The 19,718-nt window shown below is 71.8% G+C and carries 18 protein-coding genes; 8 read left to right on the top strand and 10 right to left on the bottom strand.

The window, feature by feature from the left end; translation table 11 throughout:
• Window positions 1-5 precede the first annotated feature (5 nt).
• Window positions 6-2,567 (bottom strand): trehalose-phosphatase, encoded by a 2,562-nt coding sequence (gene otsB, locus ACFFIA_RS31650; RefSeq protein ID WP_377257858.1) that lies wholly within the window; start codon window positions 2,565-2,567, stop codon window positions 6-8.
• A gap of 46 nt (window positions 2,568-2,613) precedes the next feature.
• A complete protein-coding gene (locus tag ACFFIA_RS31645) occupies window positions 2,614-4,008 on the bottom strand; it encodes an alpha,alpha-trehalose-phosphate synthase (UDP-forming) (protein ID WP_377257855.1) in 1,395 nt (464 codons plus the stop codon).
• A gap of 263 nt (window positions 4,009-4,271) precedes the next feature.
• Between ACFFIA_RS31645 and ettA the strand changes: the two genes are divergently transcribed.
• The 4 genes from ettA to ACFFIA_RS31625 all read left to right on the top strand — a co-directional run bounded on the left by ettA (window position 4,272) and on the right by ACFFIA_RS31625 (window position 7,828).
• Window positions 4,272-5,948: an energy-dependent translational throttle protein EttA gene (gene ettA / locus ACFFIA_RS31640; protein ID WP_377257853.1), complete on the top strand. Its 1,677-nt coding sequence runs from the start codon at window positions 4,272-4,274 to the stop codon at window positions 5,946-5,948.
• Window positions 5,941-6,342, top strand: coding sequence for an acyl-CoA thioesterase (locus tag ACFFIA_RS31635; protein WP_377257851.1), 402 nt, complete (start codon window positions 5,941-5,943; stop codon window positions 6,340-6,342). Before ettA ends, ACFFIA_RS31635 begins: the two co-directional genes overlap by 8 nt.
• The gene (locus ACFFIA_RS31630) at window positions 6,339-7,007 is read left to right on the top strand and encodes a DUF8185 domain-containing protein (RefSeq protein WP_377257849.1); all 669 of its coding nucleotides are present in this window, start codon (window positions 6,339-6,341) and stop codon (window positions 7,005-7,007) included. The genes ACFFIA_RS31635 and ACFFIA_RS31630 overlap by 4 nt, the downstream gene beginning before the upstream one ends.
• Window positions 7,008-7,138: 131 nt before the next feature.
• Complete coding sequence (locus tag ACFFIA_RS31625) at window positions 7,139-7,828, top strand: type III secretion system chaperone family protein (protein ID WP_377257847.1); 690 nt, start codon at window positions 7,139-7,141, stop codon at window positions 7,826-7,828.
• Window positions 7,829-7,969: 141 nt separating this feature from the next.
• On the opposite strand, the gene ACFFIA_RS31620 is transcribed toward ACFFIA_RS31625, so the two are convergent.
• The 4 genes from ACFFIA_RS31620 to ACFFIA_RS31605 all read right to left on the bottom strand — a co-directional run bounded on the left by ACFFIA_RS31620 (window position 7,970) and on the right by ACFFIA_RS31605 (window position 12,505).
• Window positions 7,970-9,220: an NHL repeat-containing protein gene (locus tag ACFFIA_RS31620; protein ID WP_377257845.1), complete on the bottom strand. Its 1,251-nt coding sequence runs from the start codon at window positions 9,218-9,220 to the stop codon at window positions 7,970-7,972.
• Window positions 9,221-9,281: 61 nt separating this feature from the next.
• Window positions 9,282-9,701 carry a globin gene (locus ACFFIA_RS31615; protein ID WP_377257843.1) on the bottom strand — a complete coding sequence of 140 codons (420 nt, stop codon included), beginning with the start codon at window positions 9,699-9,701 and terminating at the stop codon, window positions 9,282-9,284.
• Complete coding sequence (locus tag ACFFIA_RS31610) at window positions 9,698-11,143, bottom strand: MFS transporter (protein ID WP_377257841.1); 1,446 nt, start codon at window positions 11,141-11,143, stop codon at window positions 9,698-9,700. The genes ACFFIA_RS31615 and ACFFIA_RS31610 overlap by 4 nt, the downstream gene beginning before the upstream one ends.
• A 285-nt stretch (window positions 11,144-11,428) precedes the next feature.
• Complete coding sequence (locus ACFFIA_RS31605; RefSeq protein ID WP_377258161.1) at window positions 11,429-12,505, bottom strand: mechanosensitive ion channel family protein; 1,077 nt, start codon at window positions 12,503-12,505, stop codon at window positions 11,429-11,431.
• Window positions 12,506-12,737: 232 nt separating this feature from the next.
• On the opposite strand from ACFFIA_RS31605, the gene ACFFIA_RS31600 reads away from it, so the two are divergent.
• Complete coding sequence (locus ACFFIA_RS31600) at window positions 12,738-13,265, top strand: HNH endonuclease (RefSeq protein WP_377257839.1); 528 nt, start codon at window positions 12,738-12,740, stop codon at window positions 13,263-13,265.
• 158 nt (window positions 13,266-13,423) lie between these two features.
• Here the strand turns inward: ACFFIA_RS31600 and ACFFIA_RS31595 are convergent, their stop codons facing one another.
• Genes ACFFIA_RS31595 through kynU form a run of 3 tightly spaced genes read right to left on the bottom strand, consistent with a single transcriptional unit; the run spans window position 13,424 to window position 15,837 of the window.
• A complete protein-coding gene (locus tag ACFFIA_RS31595) occupies window positions 13,424-14,029 on the bottom strand; it encodes a class F sortase (RefSeq protein WP_377257837.1) in 606 nt (201 codons plus the stop codon).
• Between the two features lie 6 nt (window positions 14,030-14,035).
• Window positions 14,036-14,521 (bottom strand): GVDTG sorting domain-containing protein, encoded by a 486-nt coding sequence (locus tag ACFFIA_RS31590; RefSeq protein WP_377257835.1) that lies wholly within the window; start codon window positions 14,519-14,521, stop codon window positions 14,036-14,038.
• 44 nt (window positions 14,522-14,565) lie between these two features.
• Entirely contained in the window at window positions 14,566-15,837 is a 1,272-nt protein-coding gene (kynU, locus tag ACFFIA_RS31585; RefSeq protein WP_377257833.1) for a kynureninase, read from the bottom strand.
• Here kynU and ACFFIA_RS31580 point away from each other — a divergent pair.
• Genes ACFFIA_RS31580 through ACFFIA_RS31570 form a run of 3 tightly spaced genes read left to right on the top strand, consistent with a single transcriptional unit; the run spans window position 15,836 to window position 18,027 of the window.
• Window positions 15,836-17,275, top strand: a complete 1,440-nt coding sequence (locus ACFFIA_RS31580) for an amidase (protein ID WP_377257831.1) — start codon at window positions 15,836-15,838, stop codon at window positions 17,273-17,275. The genes kynU and ACFFIA_RS31580 overlap by 2 nt on opposite strands.
• Window positions 17,276-17,291: 16 nt before the next feature.
• Window positions 17,292-17,621, top strand: coding sequence for an aa3-type cytochrome oxidase subunit CtaJ (ctaJ, locus tag ACFFIA_RS31575; RefSeq protein ID WP_446686989.1), 330 nt, complete (start codon window positions 17,292-17,294; stop codon window positions 17,619-17,621).
• Window positions 17,608-18,027 (top strand): DUF5130 family protein, encoded by a 420-nt coding sequence (locus ACFFIA_RS31570; protein ID WP_377257829.1) that lies wholly within the window; start codon window positions 17,608-17,610, stop codon window positions 18,025-18,027. Before ctaJ ends, ACFFIA_RS31570 begins: the two co-directional genes overlap by 14 nt.
• 111 nt (window positions 18,028-18,138) lie before the next feature.
• Here the strand turns inward: ACFFIA_RS31570 and ACFFIA_RS31565 are convergent, their stop codons facing one another.
• Window positions 18,139-19,644, bottom strand: a complete 1,506-nt coding sequence (locus tag ACFFIA_RS31565) for an aldehyde dehydrogenase family protein (RefSeq protein WP_377257827.1) — start codon at window positions 19,642-19,644, stop codon at window positions 18,139-18,141.
• Window positions 19,645-19,718: the final 74 nt, after the last annotated feature.

Genomic DNA, 19,718 nt, shown 5'->3' with positions numbered 1-19,718 from the left:
GGGCCTCAGCCGTCGAGGAGCAGCGCGCAGCGGATGAGGCCGAGGTGGCTGTACGCCTGCGGATGGTTGCCCAGCCCGCGCTCGGCGATCGGGTCGTACTGCTCCGGCATCAGCCCGGTCGGGCCGGCCGTGTCCAGCATCTGCGCGAACAGCTCCTCGGCGTCGCCGCGGCGGCCGGTGCGCAGGTACGCCTCGATCAGCCACGCGGTGCACACGTGGAAGCCGCCCTCCCGCCCGGGCAGGCCGTCGTCCCACCGGTAGCGGTAGACGACCGGGCCGCTGCGCAGGTCGGCCTCGACCTTGAGCACGGTGGCCAGGAAGCGCGGGTCGTCGTCGGGCAGCAGCCCGGAGAGGCCGATCCAGAGGCTGGAGGCGTCCATCTCCTCGTAGCCGTACGCCACCGTGTAGGCGCCGGCGCCCTCGTGCCAGCCGTACTCCAGCACGTTGTGGCCGATCCGCTCGCGCAGGTCGAGCCACTCCGCCGGCTCCGCGCGGCCGCCGCCGTGCTGGCGCAGCACATGCAGCGCGCGGTCCACCGTCAGCCAGCACATGACCTTCGAGTACACGTGGTGCCGGGGCGGCAGCCGCGCCTCCCACAGCCCGTGGTCCGGCTCGTGCCAGCGCCGCTCGACCCCCTGCACCATCGCCTCGATGACCCGCCACTCCTCCTCGCGTACGCCGCCGCGGCTGTCCGCCACCGCCGCGATCAGGTCCACCACCGGCCCGAAGACGTCGAGCTGGAGCTGGTGGTTGGCGAGGTTGCCGACGCGTACCGGGCGGGAGCCGGCCCAGCCGGGGAGCGTGTCGATGACCGCCTCGGCGCCCAGCTCGAAGCCCTCGATGGTGTAGAGGGGGTGCAGCCGCTCAGGATGGCCGCCGGTGCGCTCGACGCATCCGTCGACCCAGCGCAGGAAGCGCTCGGCCTCCGGCAGCGAACCGAGGTCGACCAGCGCGCGGGCGGTCATCGCGGCGTCCCGGATCCAGCAGTAGCGGTAGTCCCAGTTGCGCACGCCGCCGATCTCCTCCGGCAGCGAGGTGGTCGCCGCCGCGAGGATGCCGCCGCTCACGTCGTTGCACATGCCGCGCAGCGTCAGCGCCGAGCGGAGTACCAGGTCGCGGGCGACGCCGGGCAGCCGCAGCGTGGCCGCCCACTCCCGCCACGGCAGCTCGGCCGCCGCCTGGCGGTCGGAGAGGGGTACGCCGCTGTGGTCCAGGCCGTGCGACCCGAACCGCAGCTCCAGCGCCGTCTGCCCGCCGGCCGCGGCGAGGTCGACCACCGCCCGCGCGGTGTCGAAGCCGCCGTCGGTGGTCACGTCCCACTCGACACCGGGGGAGTAGAGCGCGACCGGCTCGCTCGACCCGAGCACCAGCAGCCCGTCGCCGAGGTGCTGGAGCCGCATGCCCACCTGCCCGAACTCCGGCCGCGGGGCGAACTCCAGCCGGGCCTGCCCCCGCCCCTCCAAGAGGCGTACGAGCGAGGAGTCGCCGCCGTCCGAGGGCCAGGCGAGCCAGTCCGTGACGGTGAGCCCGGACCAGCGGGTTTCCACGGTCATCGTGCCGGAGCGGTAGCGCTGCCCCAGCGGCATGCCGCCCCGGTCTGGCGCGATCGAGAAGTGGCCGGCCGGCGGTCCACCGAGCAGGTCGGCGAAGAGCGCGGCGGAGTCGGCCCGGGGATGGCAGAGCCAGGTGAGCCTCGCCTCGGGCGTGAGCAGCGCGACGGTACGGCCGTTGGCGAGCATCGAGTGGCGTTCGATCGGTACGGCCCGCTCGCCGAAGAGCCAGGTGCGGCGGATCTGGAGCAGCAGACCGAGTACGCGGGCCGCCTCGATCGGCTCGCCGACCCGGTACGTCGCCCTGGTCTCGCCCGGCCCGATCTTGATGCCCACGTCGGGGCCGTGCAGCCGCTCGAACGCTGCCTCGTCGGTCACGCTGTCGCCGATGACCAGCGCCGCGCTCGCCGACATCTGGGTACGCAACTGGTCGACCGCGGCGCCCTTGTTGGTGGGGAGTACGGAGAGTTCCATCACCTGCTTGCCGTCGGTGACCGTCACCTCCGGCCAGGTGGCGGGACCCGCGCGGAGCGCGTCGATGACCCCGGCGGCGACCTCGGGCTCGGCCGCTCGGACGTGCACGGCGACGCTCGCGGGTTTCGCCTCGAGTCGTACCCCTTGTTGGTTTTGGGTGATTTTGCGGACTGCGGTCTGGAGCCGCGTGCGGACCTCGACCAGCTCGGGCGCCAGGCGCTCGACGAACCCGATGTCGAACTCCGAGCCGTGGCTGCCGACCAGGTGTACCTCGGAGGGGAGCCGGGAGAGCGCGGCGAGGTCGCGCAGGGCGCGGCTGGAGATCACCGCGACGGTGGTCTGCGGCAGCGCGGCCAACGCGCGGATCGCCGCGACCGACTCGGGCAGCGGCGCCGCCTTGGTCGGATCGAGCACGATCGGCGCCAGTGTGCCGTCGTAGTCGCAGGCGACCAGGAGGTTGGGCACGCGTGCGATCCGGCCGACCGCGGCCCGCAGGTCGGGGTCGATCTCGCCGACGGTGCGCTGGTCAAGGTCGAGGACCATGACTCCATGCTGCCCCGTTCGCCCCGTTCGTGCCCGGGGAAGCGCGTCAGGCCGCCTCGGGCACTCCCAGTTCGTTGAGGAACGACCGTGCCCATTGCCCCACATCGTGCGTGCGGAGGTGGCGTTGCATGATCCGCATCCGCCGCCGGGCCTCCACGGTGTCGACGTGCACGGCCCTGAGCAGGGCGTCCTTGACTCCTTCCGGGTCGTGCGGGTTGCACAGGAACGCCTGCCGCAGCTCGCTCGCCGCCCCGGCGAACTCGCTCAGCACCAGCGCACCGCCGGTGTCGGCGCGGCAGGCGACGTACTCCTTGGCGACCAGGTTCATGCCGTCGCGCAGCGGAGTGACCATCATCACGTCGGCGGCGCAGTAGAGGGCGGCCAACTCGCTCCGGCTGTACGACTGGTGGAGGTAGTGCACCGCCGGCACGCCGACCCGCCCGAACTCGCCGTTGATCCGGCCCACCTCACGCTCTACCTTCACCCGCAGCGCCTGGTAGTGCTCGACGCGCTCGCGGCTCGGCGTGGCCACCTGCACCATCACCGCGTCGGGGACGCTCAGCTTGCCGTCGGCGAGCAGCTCGCGAAACGCCTTGAGCCGCCGCTCGATGCCCTTGGTGTAGTCGAGCCGGTCGACGCCGAGCACGACCGTCTTGGGGTCGCCCAGCTCGGCCCGGATCTGCTTGGCGCGGGCCTGCACCATCGGGTCGGCCGCCATCCGCTCCATCTCGGCCACGTCGATCGAGATCGGGAACGCGCCGGCCTTGACCCGACGCCCGTCGACCTCGATCGTCTGCCCCTCGTAGCGGAGGCCGAGCAGGTGACGGGCGAGCCGGACGAAGTTTTGCGCGGCGAGCCGCTGCTGGAACCCGACCAGATCGGCGCCGAGCAGCCCGCGCAGCACCTCGGCGCGAAGCGGCATCTGCATGAACAGCTCGATCGGCGGAAACGGGATGTGCAGGAAGAAACCGATCCGCAGGTCGGGGCGAAGCTCGCGGAGCATCGCCGGCACGAGCTGGAGCTGGTAATCCTGCACCCACACCGTCGCGCCCTCGGCCGCCACCTCCGCGGCCGCCTCGGCGAAACGGGCGTTGACCACGCGATACGCCTCACGCCAGCGGCGCTTGAAGACCGGTGTCTCGACCGCGTCGTGGTAGAGCGGCCAGATCGTCGCGTTGGACTGGCCCTCGTAGTAGCGCTCCAGCTCCTCGGCGCTCAACGACACCGGGTGCAACCGGATGCCCTCCAGGTCGAACGGCTCGGGGGCGCTGCCCACACCGCCTGCCCAGCCGACCCATGTGCCCTTGTGCTGCGCGAGCACCGGATGCAGGGCCGTGACCAGGCCACCGGGGCTGCGTCGCCAGCCGCGCCCCTCCGGTGTCGTCACCTCATCGACGGGCAGGCGGTTGGCGACTACGACGAACGAGCTACGAACCGTCACGCTCCGTACACCTCCGGTGTCGACGGGTCCCCAGCAGAGACTACTGGTCTGGGATTTCGTCCCCGCGTCGTGGGAGGACCAATCGGAGCCCGACCGAGCCGTCCGGAGAGGTCGGCGACGTCGGAATAGAGATGGGCGTGCGTATGTTCACCTGTGGTCGGGCCCACGCCGGGGTGATGCGTGGGGAGTCTCACGCACCTGTCAGGATTGACGGTGGCGTTCGCCCGAGCAGACCGCACGATCCATTGGAGGTAGGCCGCACCGTGGCCCAGTACATCTACGTCCTGGAAAAGGCGCGCAAGGCGCACGGCGACAAGGTCGTGCTCGACAACGTGACGCTGAGCTTCCTGCCGGGCGCCAAAATCGGTGTGGTCGGGCCGAATGGCGCAGGTAAGTCGAGCCTTCTCAAGATCATGGCGGGGCTCGACCGGCCCAGCAACGGCGAGGCCCGGCTGATGCCCGGCTTCACCGTGGGGCTGCTGTCGCAGGAGCCGCCGCTCAACGACGCGAAGACCGTGCTCGGCAACATCGAGGAGGCGGTCGCGGAGACGAAGGCCAGGCTGGAGCGGTTCAACAAGATCGCCGAGCAGATGGCCACCGACTACTCCGACGAGCTGATGGAGGAGATGGGGCGCCTCCAGGAGGAGCTCGACCACGCCGACGCGTGGGACATCGACTCCAAGCTGGAGTTGGCGATGGACGCCCTCCGCTGCCCCCCGCCGGATGCCGACGTGACCACCCTCTCCGGTGGTGAGCGGCGCCGCGTGGCGCTCTGCAAGCTGCTGCTCGAGGCGCCCGACCTCCTGCTGCTCGACGAGCCCACCAACCACCTCGACGCGGAGAGCGTGCAGTGGCTGGAGCAGCACCTGGCCAAGTACGCGGGCACGGTGCTGGCGATCACGCACGACCGTTACTTCCTCGACAACGTCGCCGGCTGGATCCTTGAGCTCGACCGTGGCCGCGCGATCGGCTACGAGGGCAACTACTCCACCTACCTGGAGAAGAAGGCCGCCCGGCTGGCGGTCGAGGGGCGCCGGGACGCCAAGCTCAAGAAGCGCCTCTCCGAGGAGCTGGAGTGGGTCCGCTCCAACGCCAAGGCCCGGCAGACCAAGTCGCGGGCCCGCCTCGATCGCTACGAGGAGATGGCCACCGAGGCGGAGAAGACCCGCAAGCTCGACTTCGAGGAGATCCAGATCCCACCGGGCCCGCGCCTGGGCAACACGGTGATCGAGGCGCAGGGGCTGGTCAAGGGCTTCGGCGACCGCGTGCTGATCGACGGCCTCTCCTTCTCGCTGCCGCGTAACGGCATCGTCGGCATCATCGGCCCCAACGGCGTCGGCAAGACCACGCTCTTCAAGACGATCGTGGGCATGGAGCAGCCCGACAAGGGCGCGGTGAAGGTCGGCGAGACGGTGCAGCTGTCGTACGTCGACCAGAACCGGCAGGGCCTGGCCGGCGACAAGACCGTGTGGGAGGTCGTCTCCGACGGGCTCGACCACCTCATGGTGGGCAAGGTCGAGATGCCCTCCCGGGCGTACGTGGCGGCCTTCGGCTTCAAGGGTCCCGACCAGCAGAAGCCGACCAAGGTGCTCTCCGGTGGCGAGCGCAACCGCCTCAACCTCGCGCTGACGCTGAAGATCGGCGGCAACGTGATCCTGCTCGACGAGCCGACCAACGACCTCGACGTCGAGACGCTCTCCAGCCTGGAAAACGCACTGCTGGAGTTTCCCGGCTGCGCCGTGGTCATCTCCCACGACCGGATGTTCCTGGACCGTGTGGCCACGCACATCCTGGCCTGGGAAGGCGACGACGAGGACCCGGCGAAGTGGTTCTGGTTCGAGGGCAACTTCGAGGCGTACGAGAAGAACAAGATCGACCGGCTGGGCGCGGAGGCGGCGCGGCCGCACCGAGTGACCTACCGCAAGCTCACTCGTGACTGACCGGTTCATCTACCACTGTCCCGTGCGGTGGTCCGACATGGACGCGTACGGGCACGTCAACAACGCGCGGTTCCTCACTCTGTACGAGGAGGCCCGGGTGGCGATGATGTTCGTCGGCGCCCGGGAGGCCGGCGTGACCTCGCTGGAGGAGGGCGTGATCATCGCCCGCCACGAGATCGACTACCTGCGGCCGGTCGACTACGGCGACCCGGTGCGCATCGAGTCGTGGATCGAGGACATCCGGGCGGCGCGCTTCACCGTCGCGTACGAGCTCTTCGACGGCGAGGTCCTGGCCAGTCGCGCCCGCACCGTGTGCGCCCCGTACGACCTGAAGAAACAGCGCCCCCGCCGGCTCACGGAGGCCGAGCGGGCCTTCCTGAGCGGCTACCGATGAGGATCGGCGCGCAGGACGCGGGCGCCTTCCTCGCCCGGCTGACCCGGCTGGACCCCGGGGCGGTGGTGCGCCTCAAGAGCACCGGCGACCGCGTGACGCTCTGGGCCAGGCTGCCGTGGGCGGTGCTCGTCAGCCGCACGGTCGAGGGGTCCGGGCCGGAGGACGCCACCGTCTCCGCCGCCGACCTGTTGGCCGAGATCGGGCGGGGCGGTGACGCGCTCCCGCAGCGGCGCGACCAGCAGTGGCGGTGGCCGCTCCCGCCCGCCGGCGCGCGCGTCGTGGAGAGCGTGCCGGGGGCCGAGGTGCACCGCATCGCGGCCGCGGCGGCGGGCACGCTCCGTACAGCCAGCACCGAGGGGGTCGGCGGTCGCGCGGTCGGACAGCGGGCGTTGCGGGATGCTTTGCTCGATCATGTGGCGATCCTGGTCACCGACGGGGAGTCCCGGGTCGAGGTGCCGCAAAGGCTGATCCAGGCTGTCGTACGGATGGGCTTTCTCGGCCGTTCGGCCCCGGCTGCCGGTGAAGTGGTCACCGTACCGGTAGGCGAAGTGCGCGTACAGACGGTCGGCCGGTGGGTTGGGTTGGTGGCACCATACGGTGTGGCCTGGCTACTTCCCGTGAGTCAATTCGCGGTACGACCAGCCGCAGCTCATACGAACGGCTGATGCCGCATCATCTTTCTGGCCTGGGGCGGTCGTTGGGGGGATGCCTGAAGCCGGCTGTCCGGGTACCGTCGTGCGTCGGGTCCAACGCAACGTAGGCGGCTGGATCCGCTGGGGAGTGAGGTGCACGAGCGATGCCGTGGTGGCAATGGCGCCCCGGTCACACCGGTGGCGGAAGGCTGGAGAGGCCGAGCGTGACCCAGGGAGCCATCGGGGAGGAGCCGGAGGCGGCGAGTTCGGGGAGCGCTCCACGGCAAGGCGGTGCGCCGCGGCCGTCCGGCGGCAGCGGCAAGCGCACGACCCTGCCGGGCAAGGTCCGCGTCGGCGTCCCGGCTCAGCGCGAGGCGGGGCAGCACATCACGGTGCCCTCCGATCTGTCCAGCATGGACGATGAGATGCCGGTCAAGGTAGCGCCCGTCACACTCCGCCGCATCGGTGAGGCCCTCGACCTGCTCGACGTGCGCTACCTCGCCGACGGCGACGGCAGCCTGCTGGCGATGTGGGAGCGGCACGCGGTGCTCTTCACGCTCGAGGGCCCCGACGACGAGATCCTCGTGATGCGCGCCCGTCCACACTCGACAGTGCCGCCCGACTGGGCCGATCGTGCCTACCGCGTGGTCAACGAGTGGAATCACACGCGCCGCTTCTGCAAGGCGTATGTCGGCGACCCCACCGAGCGCGGCCAGCTTCCCATCTACGCCGAGCTCCAGGTGCCGTTGAGCGCCGGCGCCCACGACGCGCTTGTGGTGGAGTTGCTCGACTGCGGCGCGGCGGTGGCGACCTCGTTCGTCGACTGGCTGCACGACGAGGGCGCCCTGCTCTGAGGCGGCCCAGCCTCGCGATCCCGCGTCCTGGTCCGCCTGCCGGCTCATGACGCCCGCAGGTCGTGACGCCCGCAGGTCGTGACGCCCGCAGGTCGTGACGCCTGTGGCGTCCGAGGTGGCCGCGGGCAAATGCGCACGGCCCTACGGCAGCGGGAACATCCCGATCCGGCCGTGGTATTCGTTGCCCAGCCGGTCGGTGTCCGAGCCGACCCACAGGCCGCTCCCCGTCGCCAGGAAGGCGCGCACGCCCACGCCCCGGCTGCGGGTCGGGTTCCACGAGAGTGCCTTGCCGCTGCGCGGGTCGATCGCCCCGATGCCCGGGCGGGGCACCGCTCCCGGGCCGGCGGTCTTGTTGCCGTGCGGGTTGTCCAGCCACTGCTGGTGCCCGCCGACGTAGACCGCGCTGCCCGTCACCGCCACCGCCAGCAGCGTGTTGCCGCCGGTGTGGTTGACCCACACCGGCCTGTGCGCGCCGGCCCCGGCCACGTCGAAGCGGGCCGCCGTGTCGCACATGCGGGTCGGGCCGGCGCCGTTGCCGGTGGTCACCACCGCGAAGTACGAGCCGTCCGGCGCGAAGTCGACCCCGCGCAGGTACGTGTCGTAGGCGGCGTCGCAGCTGCCCCGGTACGCGTCGGTGTACCAGTTGGCCACGACCGCGCGCGGGCCGCCGGTGTCCAGCAGCGCGAGCTGGGTCCGGGGCGCGCCGGCCACGTGCGTGAACGCGCCGGCGATCACCAGCCGCCGCCCGTCCGGCGCGAGCGCGAAGTCCTCGACCTTGACCCGGTGGTCGCCGGTCGTGGTGATCGCCGCGTCGAAGCCGCTGTCGACCGCGCCCGAGCCGGCGTTGAGGCGGGCGAGCGCGATCCGGGGTACGCGGTTGACCGCGGAGAACGTGCCGCCCGCGTAGAGCCACTGCCCGTGCGTGGCGAGCGTCCGTACGTCGCCCCAGTTGATGCTCGCGGTGAAGCCGGTCACACGCGCGCCGCTCTCGACGGAGAGGCGGGCGAGGCCGCGCTGGGCGACGCCGTTGACCGTACGGAAGGCGCCGCCCACGTAGACCGTGCCGTCCGGGCCGGCCGCGAGGGCGTACACCGGGCCGTCCAGCCGGGGCGCGAAGCGGTGCAGCCTGCCGTCGACCGCGCTGAACGCCAAGAGGTAGTCGCGCCGGTACCGGAGGCCGTCCACGCTGGCCACGGCGGAGAACGTGCCGCCGACGACGACGGTGTCTCCGACCACGGCGATCGCGTGCACGGTGCCGTCGAGCACGTGCGGCGTCCAGTCGACCGGATCGGCGGACACGACGGTCGGCTGGGCGACCTGGGCGACGGCCGGTACGACCCCGGCCAGGGTCGCGACGGCTATGGTGACGGCGGCGAACAGGCGGCGGCGCATGATCTCCCTCGGCGGTCGGCGTTGGGGTACGAGTTGACCAACGACCGAGGCAGGTGCGCTGTTATGCGGTCTTCAGCCCATTTGTCGGACCGGCTGGACCCGCCGGCCCGTCGTCCATGGTGTTGACCATGAAGTACGCCGCCCGCTCCAGGTAGTCCCAGAGCGTCGTGTGCAGGTCGGCGGAGAGGTCGAGGCTGTCCACCGCCCGGCGCATGTGGTGCAGCCAGGCGTCACGCTCGGCCGGACCCACGCGGAACGGCGCGTGGCGCATCCGCAGCCGCGGGTGGCCCCGCTGCGCCGAGTACGTGTTGGGGCCGCCCCAGTACTGGATCAGGAAGAGGGTCAGCCGATCAGCCGCCGGCCCGAGATCCTCCTCCGGGTACATCGGGCGGAGCAGTGGATCGGTGGCCACCCCCGCGTAGAACTCGTCGACCAGCTTTCGGAAGGTCGGCTCGCCGCCGACCGCGTCGAAGAAGTTCACCGCTCTATCTTGCCAGGGAGCCTTACCTGCTCGACCACGTCACGAGCGTCACCCTGGTGGGCGCCGTTTTGCCGGGCCGGCTCGTCGATGGTCTCCTGCGGGGGCGCGGTGCCGGCCTGCGTGCGCGCGGCGGCGGCCACCATCGCGTTGAACCGGTCGGCGCTGGGCCACTGGGTCGACGCGATCAGGATGAGCACCACGCCGGCGAGGCTCCAGAGCCCGACCACGTGGGAGATCGGGTTGTGCTCGGCGAGCACGCCGGTGACCAGCACCGCCGCGCCCTGCATGACCTGCGTGCCGCTCTGCATCACGCCGAATGCGCGAGCCCGGAAACCGTGCGGCAGCGCCTGGACGAACAGGCCGTTGACCGCCGGCATCATGCCGGCGACGGCGAAGCCGCAGACCGCGGCCATCACCGCGATGCCCACCGCGTCGGGACCCAACAGCGCGGGTACGAGCGAGAGCGGCGCCATCACCGCGAACGGCCGGATCAGCGCGCGCCGTAGGTCGGGGCGGAGCAGCCGTGCGGTGACCAGTCCGCCGATGATGAAGCCGGCGGGGCTGGCCGCCATGATCAGGCCCTGGGAGACGCCGCGCTCCGCCTCGGTGGCACCGAGCGTGGCGGCCCAGGCGGCGGCGAGGCCCTCTGGCACGATCGCGAAGAGCATGGCGGCGAAGACCAGCACCGCGATCGCGCGCAGCACCGGCGTGCCGAAGACGATCCGGAAGCCGTCGGCGGTCTCGCGGAAGAGGTGGCTGCGGTGGGCCGGAGTCATCGCGGACGGCCGGGGGCGCACGCCGAGGCGGATGATCACTGCGGACAAGGCGTAGGTGCAGGCGTCGATGGCGAGCGCGAGCCGCGGGTTGACCGCGGCGATGGCGGCACCGGCGAGGTAGCCGGCGACCTGGGCGGCCTGGCCGGTGGTGAGGTTGACCGAGAGGCCCACCACGAGTCGGTCGCCGGCGAGGATCAGCGGCAGCAGTGCCGAGCGGGAGGCCTGCGACGGCGGGTTGGCGAGCGTGCACAGGAAGATCACGACGAGCACGACCGGCGCCGGCATCTCGATCAGTGCGATCGCGCCGACCAGCACCATCCGGACCAGATCGGCGCTGACCATGACCGTGCGGTAGGGGTAGCGCTCGGCGATCGTGGCCAGGACCGGCCCGCCCAGCAGCCACGGCAGATAGCTGACCGCGAACGCGGCAGCCGACATCGCCACGGACTGTGTCTGCTCGTAGACGAGCACGGTGACGGCGGCCTTGGCGATGTAGTCACCGAACCAGGACAGCGCGCTCGCCACGAAGACCGCTCGGTACTCGGGCTGGCTGAACACCTCACGGAAGGTGGCCTGCCGTTCGGCGGCGCGTGCCTCGTCGGACACCGGGAGCCTCCATCGTCCCGTCCGGCAGTCACTTGTGATGACTCCGCCGGGGAACGCCATCTAGACGGAAAGGCGAGTTCGTCGTGACGCTCCGCCATGGAGCCTTGCACGAATTCTGCCCGATCGTCTGACAACTCGCTAGGGCGAACGGGTAGTCGGTCGCCTCGACGACTGAACGAACGGACGATACCTGACCCTCCACCTGGCGCGCGACCCGTGCACCACGGTTCCCTCGTCCGTGCTGTGCGCTTCGAACGAGGGCCCGTTTCACAAAGCATCGCTGGCCTGCGACGGGCCCGGACGGCGGCTGGCGGCACGGTGCGCCGCCTCGGCTCGGACCAGTCCCTAGGTGGCGCCGCCCCGGTTGTCGGCCTCGCCGTTGCCGGCCGCCGGGCGGGGGAACATGCGTCCGGCGGCGATCCGGGCGGTGATGCCGGAGGTGTCCAGTGCCTCGGACAGCCGGCGGCGTAGCTCGCGCCCCACGTCGAACTGCCCGTCCGAGGTGGTCTTCGCGACCGTACGGATCACCGCACCGTCCACAGTGATCTGCTCCACGCCCAGTACGTCCGGCGGCTCGACGAAGTGCGCCGCGAGGTCGGGGTCGGCGGCGACCTCGGCGGCGGCGGCGCGCATGACCGCGGTGGCCTCCTCGACGCCGGCGAAGCCGATCGGCATGTCCACGATCACCATCGCCCAGCCCTGGCTCTTGTTGCCGACCCGGATGATCTCGCCGTTGCGGATGTACCAGAGCACGCCCCGCCCGTCCCGGACCGTGGTGATGCGCAGCCCCACCGCCTCCACGACGCCGGTCGCCTCGCCCAGGTCGACGGTGTCGCCGACGCCGTACTGGTCTTCGAGCAGCATGAAGACGCCGGAGAGGACGTCCTTCACCAGCGACTGGGCGCCGAAGCCGAGCGCGACGCCGGCGATGCCCGCGCTGGCGAGGAGCGGCGCCAGGTTGAAGTTGAGCTCGGAGAGGACGAGGAGTACGGCGATCGAGAAGACGACCGCGGTGACCGCGCTGCGCAGCACCGAGCCGATCGCCTCGGCCCGCTGGCGGCGCCGCTCCGGCACAACCGCGGTCGGGTCGGTCGGGGCGTTCGGGATCCGCTCGCGCAGGGGCTTGAGGATGGTCGGCACGGAGGTGTGCGTCGACGTGCGGACCAGCCGCTTGATCATGCGGTGCACGGCCCACCGGATGAGCAGCGCGACCAGCAGGATCAGGAGGATGCGGAACGGCTTGACGATGAGCCAGAAGCTGCTCTCGGCCAGCCATCCGTTGCCGGTCCAGTCGAGCATCTGCTGGCACAGCGGGTCTTCGCTGCAGTCGACGCCTACGGTCGGTGACGTCTCCGGGCTCGGCTCGGCATCCAGGGCGGCAATCACGTGTGCCTTCGTACCGTACTGCGGGCGTGGAGGCATCTCGGGGTCGGCCGGGGTGCGGACCTTCTCACCGGATAAACCGGTCATCTTGCCATGGGAAACCTAAGCTTCACGAGGTAGGCCCCGAATAGTACGTGCATTTCTCCTACCCATCGGGGACTATTGGCGCACGGACGCCGGTGATCTGCCGGCGTCGGCCGCGGTCACCGACGGCCCGCGGCGGGCTGGGCTGACAGGGAGCTGGTCTGCAGGACCTGGAGAGGTGAACGCGATGCCTGACATACGACCCTCGGTGGGCTCGGGAGCATTAGTCCTCAATGCCACTTACGAGCCGCTGTGTGTCGTGTCAGTGCGAAGAGCCGCGATCCTCGTCCTGTCCGCGAAGGCGGTCTGCGTCGCCGACGGTGAGGGCATCCTGCACAGCGCCCGCCATGATCTGCCGGTGCCATCGGTGGTGCGGCTGACCCGATACGTCCGCGTGCCCTACCGCAGTCACGTCGGGCTCTCCCGGCGGGCCATCTTCGCCCGTGACGGCTGGCGCTGCGCCTACTGCCGGGGGCCGGCCGAGACCATCGACCACGTCTTCCCGCGCAGCCGCGGCGGGCGGCACGCCTGGGAAAACGTCGTGGCCGCCTGCGCCAAGTGCAACCACACCAAAGGCGACCGCACGCCGGCGGAGCTCGGTTGGCGGTTGCACGCGCTGCCCGCGGCGCCGAAAGGGATGGCCTGGCGCGTGCTCGGACACCGCGCGCCAGACCCACGCTGGGCCGACTGGCTCGACCTCCCTGAAGCGGCGTAGACGCCGCTTTTGTCGTCTCTGGGGCCGTGCGGGGCGCGACCCCCGCAGGGCTTCGCGCTTCGCGCAGGGCTTCGCGCTTCGCGCAGGGCCGACGCCTTGGCAGTCGTGCTTCGCGCGGGCGCAGGTCCGCGAAGCGGCCCCTCACGGCGTGGCGAGCCTCACGCTTCCCGGGCCCGTACCAGTGAGGCGAAGACCACGACGTTGTCCTCGTACCCCGTCTCGCCGCCCACCCATCGCCCGCCGCAGGTGATCAGGCGGAGTCCGGGCCGGGTGAAATCGGCGTACAGGCGTTGCATCGGCAGGTCGGTCTTGCCGAAGCGCTCCACCGTGTTGACTTCGAAGACCGCCACCGATCGGTCCCGCCGGGTGACCTCGATCGTCGCGCCGGGGCGGAGGCGCCGCAGGTCGTGGAAGACCGCCGGCCCGGTACGCGAGTCCACGTGTCCCACGATGATCGCCGGACCGAACTGTCCCGGCGTGGGGCTCTCGTCGTACCAGCCGGCCTCGTGCCGCCGGGTCGCCGCGGGTACGGCGATCGTCCCGTCATCGGCCAGCCCCACGCCGTGTACGGGCGCGCGCAGCCGGATCGACGGGATCGCGATGCGGGTCGGCCGGCTCGGCTCCAGCACCGGAAACTCCCGCGGTGGCGGCTTGCCCTCCGGCCCCCACCACGAGGGCAGCTCGATCTGACCCAGCCCGAGCCCCACCGCGAAGGCCCCGACCAGCACCAGCACCCCGGCCAGGAGGCGCGTGCCCCCGGGCACGCGAGGTCAGGCGCGGCGGCGGCGGTACGCGAGCAGGCCCACCCCGGCCACCAGGGCGGCCAGGCCGCCGCCGGTGAGCACCAGGGGGGTGCTCGCGCCGCCGGCCGTACCGCCGCCGCCCGTTGCCGGGCCCTTGGTGGGGTGCTGCATGCCGAGGACGTACATGGTGGTGGTCGCCGTGCTGCCGTTGGCGCAGGAGAGCTTGACCTCGTAGTCGCCCGGCTTGGTCCCGCTGGGGATCGTGACCGCGGCGACCACGAACCCGTGCTCGGGCGCCATCCTGACCTCGCCGAACGCCTTCGACTTCGCGACCGCGTTGTTCAGGTTCTCCTGGCAGCTGCCGCGGAGGCCGATCCGGTAGCCGGCCTGGATGCTGCTCGGGTTGACCTCGACCCAGGCGCCGTCGGCGTAGGCGGGGGTGGGCAGGACCAGGCCGGCCATGGCTGCCATGCCCAGGGCCGCGGCGGAGCGGCCCACAGTGAAAGCCCTCATGAGATGATCTTCGCACTCGGTCGCGACAAATTAGAGAAAAACGGTCAAGTTACCCTTGCGTGCTGCTCGGGAAATTCCCGGTGTGAACCACTCGCGGCGATGTCGCGCAGGCAGGCGAGCCCGGCGTACACGTCGGCGAAGCGCGTGTACAGCGTGCCGAAGCCGAGCCGCAGCCGGTCGGGCGTGCGGAAGTCCGGTACGACGCCGGCGGCCCGCAACGCCTGGCTGAACTGCCACGCCCGCGGATGGTGGAGCGTCACGTGACCGCCGCGGCGCGTACCCGAGCGTGGCGAGGCGAGCGCGAAGCCGTACGGCGCCAGCCACGCGTCGCACACCTCGATCGCGTACGCCCCGAGCGCCGCCCCCTTCTCCGCCACCGCCCCGATGCCCGCCTCGGCCGTGAGTCGCGCGCCCTCCAGCGCCGCGTACGCCCCCAGCACCGGCGGCGTACCCACCTGGAAGCGGTCGAGCGTCTCCACCGGGTCGTAGGCGGCGCCCATGTCGAACTGCTCCCGCTGCCCGAACCACCCCCAGATCGGCTGGCGCAGCTCGCGCTGGAGGCCGGCCCGTACGAACAGGAAGGCGGGCGCACCGGGCCCGGCGTTGAGGTGCTTGTACGTACATCCGGTGGCGAGATCGACCCCGGCGGAGCGCAACGGCACGCGGACCGCGCCGGCCGAGTGGCTGAGGTCCCAGAGCGTGAGCGCGCCCACCGCGTGGGCGGCGGCCGTGACCGCGGCCATGTCGGCGACCGCGCCGGAGCGGTAGGCGACGTGGGAGAGCGAGACGAGCGCCACATCCTCGTCCAGCGCTTCGCGCACCGACTCGACCGAGACGCCCAGGTCGATGTCGGTCTTCACGACGCGCAGCTCCAGCCCGCGCGCCTCGGCCAGCCCTTGCAGGATGTACCGGTCGGTGGGGAAGTTGTCGTCGTCGGTGACGATCACGCGGCGACCGGGGCGAGCGGCGCAGGCCGCGTCGGCGAGCTTGTACAGGTTGACGCTGGTGGAGTCGGAGAGCACCACCTCGCCCGGCGCCGCCTCCAGCACGCCGGTCGCGAGCACGTCGCCGACCTCGCGGGCCAGCGTGATCCACCGGTCCCAGCCGCGGATCAGGTCGGCGCCCCACTCGTCGATCGCCCGGTGTAGCCGCTCCCTTGTGGACGTGGGAAGCCGGCCCAGTGAGTTGCCGTCGAGGTACACGAGGCGCTCGTCGGGGATGACGAACCGATCGCGGAAGGCGGCCAGCGGGTCGGCGGCGTCGAGTTCGCGCGCCTGGGCGAGAAAGTCGGCCACGCGATACAAACTAGGGGTCATGGCTGAACCGCACGACCTCACCGCCCTTGAGCAGGCCGAAGCGATCCGCCGGCGCGAGCTGTCCAGCGTCGAGCTGGTCGAGCACTATTTGGCCCGGATCGAGGCGCACGGCGACACGGTGGGGGCGTTCGTCACCGTGACCGCCGACCTGGCCCGCGACCAGGCGAAGGCGGCCGACGAGGCGCAGTTCGAGGGGCGGGGGCCGTTGCACGGCGTGCCCACGGCGATCAAAGACCTGACGATGACGGCCGGCGTGCGTACGACGTTCGGCTCGGCCGTGTTCGCCGACTTCGTGCCTCCGCTCGACGCCGACGTGGTGGCCCTGCTTCGCGCCGCCGGCACGGTCAGCCTCGGCAAGACCACCACCTCCGAGCTGGGCGCCTCGCTCTACTCCGAGGGAGCGGTCGCCCCGCCCGCGCGCAACCCCTGGGGGCTTGAGTACACCGCCGGCGGCTCCAGCGGCGGCGCGGCCGCGGCGGTGGCGGCCGGGCTGGTGCCGCTCGCGCAAGGCTCCGACGGCGGCGGCTCGGTGCGCATCCCGTCCGCGATGTGCGGGCTGGTCGGCTTCAAGCCCAGCCGGGGCGTGGTCTCCGGCGGCCCGATCGGCTCGGGCGCGTTCGGCCTGCCCACGCACGGCCCGCTGGCCCGCACAGTGACCGACGCCGCGGCCATGCTCGACGCGATGGCCGGCTACCTCCCCGGCGAGCCCTACCTCGCCCCGCCACCGCCCGATGGCGGCTACCTGGCCGCGGCCCGTCGCCCCGGGGCGCGGCTGCGGGTCGGCCGCTTCACCACGCCGATGCTCGCCGGCGACCAGCCGGTCGACCCCGCGTGCGTCGGCGCCGTCGATGCCGCAGCCGCCGCGCTGGCCGCGGCCGGCCACGAGGTGGACGAGGTCGCGGCGCCACTCGGCCCCGAGGTCTGGCCGCTCTTCGAGACCCTCTGGTACGTGCTGGCGCTCGCCCCCGTACCGGCTGAGCGTGAGGGCGACCTGCTGCCGCTGACCCGGCTGATGCGCGAGCGCGGCGCGGCGGTGACCGTGTCCCAGCTCATGACCACGCTCTCCGAGCTCCAGGCGCAGGTGCGCTGGGGGATGCGCGCCACCAAGGGCTACGACCTGCTGCTCTGCCCCACGCTGGCCACGCCGCAGGCCCGGGTCGGCTCGTTCACCGAGGCCGGTGACCCGGCACTCGACTTCGACATGCAGCGGCGCCTGTCGCCGTACTGCGCGGTGTTCAATGTCACTGGCCAGCCCTCGGTCTCGCTCCCGGTCACCCTGGTCGACGGGATGCCCGTGGGCGCGCTCCTGACCGGCCGCCCAGGCGAAGACGGGCTCCTGCTGGCGGTTGCCGCCGAGCTGGAGGCGGCCCTCGGATGGGGTGATCGGCACCCCGAGATCTGGCGGGAGAGGCCCTCCGCTACCGTGAACGGCGTCTGAGTCAGGAGTGTTGTCCGTGTCTGTAACCGAGACGGTGCTGGTCTTCGCCGGCATACCGCTGGCGATCGTGCTCGTGATCTCCGGGCTGGCCGCCCTCGGTGGCGGCCACGGCGCCAAGCGCTACCGCCCGGGCCGGCCGTTCGACTTCGCCCCGGTGTGGTTCCTCGCCGCCCCGGAGCAGCTGGCCGGTGCCCAGATTTCTGGCTCTCACGTTCCGCAAGGGGAGCTGCCCGCCGAGCCGTCGCACGCGGCGCTGCCGGCCGGGCCTTCGGCGGAAAAGGGCGGCGAGCTCGTAGCGGCGCCGACCCGGGTCGGCGCGACGGGAGGCGCAAGTGACCGGTGGTGACAAGCCGGCCGGAGGCGGCACGACGGTGCGGCACGGGGTGCTCGACGGCCCGTTCAACACGCGGCAGCTGCTCCGCCTCGACGACGCGCTGCGAGTGGCCGACCGCTCCACGGGGCTGACCTTCAGCGTCTACATCGGAGACCTCGACGAGCCGGTGCGCGGCCACGCGGAGAAGCTGCACGCCCAGCTCGCCGACCCGGACCGCTCGGTGCTGATCGCCGTGTCGCCCAACCAGCGCGCGCTGGAGATCATCACCGGCGCGGTGGCCCGCAAGCGCATCCTCGACCGCGACGCCAAGCTGGCCGCGCTGTCGATGGTCGCCGCGTTTGGCGGTGGCGACCTGGCCGGCGGCATCATCAGCGGCCTCGACCAGCTGGCGACCCACGCCGGCCGCCCTCGCGACTGAAGCCCGTTTCATAAAGGCATGGCCGGCCAGCCGGCCATCGCCATCGCCGCCAGAATCACAGCCGCACGTCTCATGGCTCCTTCGGCGGCGGTGGATGGTGGTGCGTTCCCGCTACCTGGTGCGGCCGTAGAGCAGCTTGACCACCTTGACGATGCGGGCGACGTCATTGGGCGTGCGCTCGAACGTCTGCGCCGGCAGCACCGACGGGCCACGCCGCCGGGTGATCGCCTTGGCCCGGCCGAACTCGCGCAGCCCGTCGTCGCCGTGGATCCGCCCGAAGCCGGACTCGCCGACCCCGCCGAATGGCAGCGTGGACATGCCCACGAAGGTGAGCGCCGAGTTGATCGCGCTCATGCCAGAGCGCAGCCGCCGGGCGATGGCCACCGCGCGCCGCTTGCCGAAGACCGAGCTGCCCAGCCCGTACGGCACGGCGTTGGCCAGTTCGACCGCCTCCTCGGCGTCACGCACGCGCCGGATGGTGAGCGTCGGGCCGAAGGTCTCCTCCCGCACGGCCGCCGAGTCTTCTGGTACGTCGACGAGGACGGTCGGCTTCACGTACGGCGGCTGGACCGCCTCGGGCCCGCCCAGCACGGCCCGCCCGCCCCGGGCGAGCGCGTCGTCGATGTGACGGCGGATGATGTCGACCTGCGCGGGCATCGTGATCGGGCCGATGTCCGCCCCGCCGCCCGGGCCCACGGTGAGCTTCCCGGCGCGCTCGACCACCTTGGCGACGAACGCGTCGTAGACCGGCTCGACCGCGTAGACACGCTCGATGCCGATGCAGGTCTGGCCGGCGTTGGTGAGCCCGCCCCAGACCGCCGCCTCGGCCGCGCCGTCGAGGTCGGCGTCGCTGTCGACGATCATCGCGTCTTTGCCGCCGGCCTCCATCAGCACCGGCGTGAGCGACTCCGCGCAGGCGCCCATCACCTTGCGCGCGGTGGCGGTCGAGCCGGTGAAGGCCACCTTGCCAACGCCGGAACGGCACAGCGCCGCCCCCACGTCACCGAGCCCGTGCACGATCTGGAACACCGGATGCTCCGGCACCACGCGGGCGAACGAGTCGACCAGCCACTGGCCGACCGCCGGCGTGTACTCACTGGGCTTGTAGACCACCGCGTTGCCGGCCGCGAGCGCGTAGGCGATCGAGCCGAGCGGCGTCACGACCGGGTAGTTCCACGGGCCGATGACCCCGACCACGCCGAACGGCTGGTATTCGAGATGGGCCGAGAACTCGGCGAGGACCAGCCGGGTGCGCACCTTGCGCGGCCCGAGCACGCGGCGCGCGTTGCGGGCGGACCAGTCGACGTGCTCGATGGCCGCGACCGCCTCGACGATCGCCTCGGCGACCGGCTTGCCGGACTCGCGGTTGACCAGCTCGGCCAGCTCGGTGATCTGCTGGGCGAGGAGGGCGCGCCAGCGCAGCAGCCGCTCCTTGCGCCGTTCGAAGCCGAGACCGGCCCACCACAGCCCGGCCTCCCGACCCCGCTCGACGGCTCGCGCCACGTCATCAGCGCTGGCCACGCGGAAGCGCCCCGCCTCCGCCCCGGTCGCTGGATTGGTGGAGACGAGCTCGCCGTCTTCGACCCAGGGAGCACCGGGCGTGTGCACAGCGGTCATGCCGGGAGTCTAGCCCCAAACCTACCCACCGGTAAGGTCGTGCGCTGAGCCCGATTCGCGCGTTGGTTCGAGTA

It is taken from the genome of Phytohabitans kaempferiae (assembly GCF_042433955.1).
GTDB lineage: Bacteria > Actinomycetota > Actinomycetes > Mycobacteriales > Micromonosporaceae > Phytohabitans > Phytohabitans kaempferiae.
The sequence above is the reverse complement of the archived record's forward strand: the minus strand, read 5'-3'. Positions and strand labels throughout refer to the sequence as shown.

Bases quoted from the DNA above. Each gene is read 5' to 3' on its own strand.
- kynU (WP_377257833.1), bottom strand. From the start codon at position 15,837: ATGACCCCTAGTTTGTATCGCGTGGCCGACTTTCTCGCCCAGGCGCGC.
- ACFFIA_RS31625 (WP_377257847.1), top strand. From the start codon at position 7,139: ATGCCGTGGTGGCAATGGCGCCCCGGTCACACCGGTGGCGGAAGGCTG.
- ACFFIA_RS31590 (WP_377257835.1), bottom strand. From the start codon at position 14,521: ATGAGGGCTTTCACTGTGGGCCGCTCCGCCGCGGCCCTGGGCATGGCA.
- ACFFIA_RS31605 (WP_377258161.1), bottom strand. From the start codon at position 12,505: ATGCCTCCACGCCCGCAGTACGGTACGAAGGCACACGTGATTGCCGCC.
- ACFFIA_RS31630 (WP_377257849.1), top strand. From the start codon at position 6,339: ATGAGGATCGGCGCGCAGGACGCGGGCGCCTTCCTCGCCCGGCTGACC.
- ACFFIA_RS31610 (WP_377257841.1), bottom strand. From the start codon at position 11,143: ATGGCGTTCCCCGGCGGAGTCATCACAAGTGACTGCCGGACGGGACGA.
- ACFFIA_RS31620 (WP_377257845.1), bottom strand. From the start codon at position 9,220: ATGCGCCGCCGCCTGTTCGCCGCCGTCACCATAGCCGTCGCGACCCTG.
- ACFFIA_RS31580 (WP_377257831.1), top strand. From the start codon at position 15,836: ATGGCTGAACCGCACGACCTCACCGCCCTTGAGCAGGCCGAAGCGATC.
- ACFFIA_RS31600 (WP_377257839.1), top strand. From the start codon at position 12,738: ATGCCTGACATACGACCCTCGGTGGGCTCGGGAGCATTAGTCCTCAAT.
- ACFFIA_RS31565 (WP_377257827.1), bottom strand. From the start codon at position 19,644: ATGACCGCTGTGCACACGCCCGGTGCTCCCTGGGTCGAAGACGGCGAG.
- otsB (WP_377257858.1), bottom strand. From the start codon at position 2,567: ATGGTCCTCGACCTTGACCAGCGCACCGTCGGCGAGATCGACCCCGAC.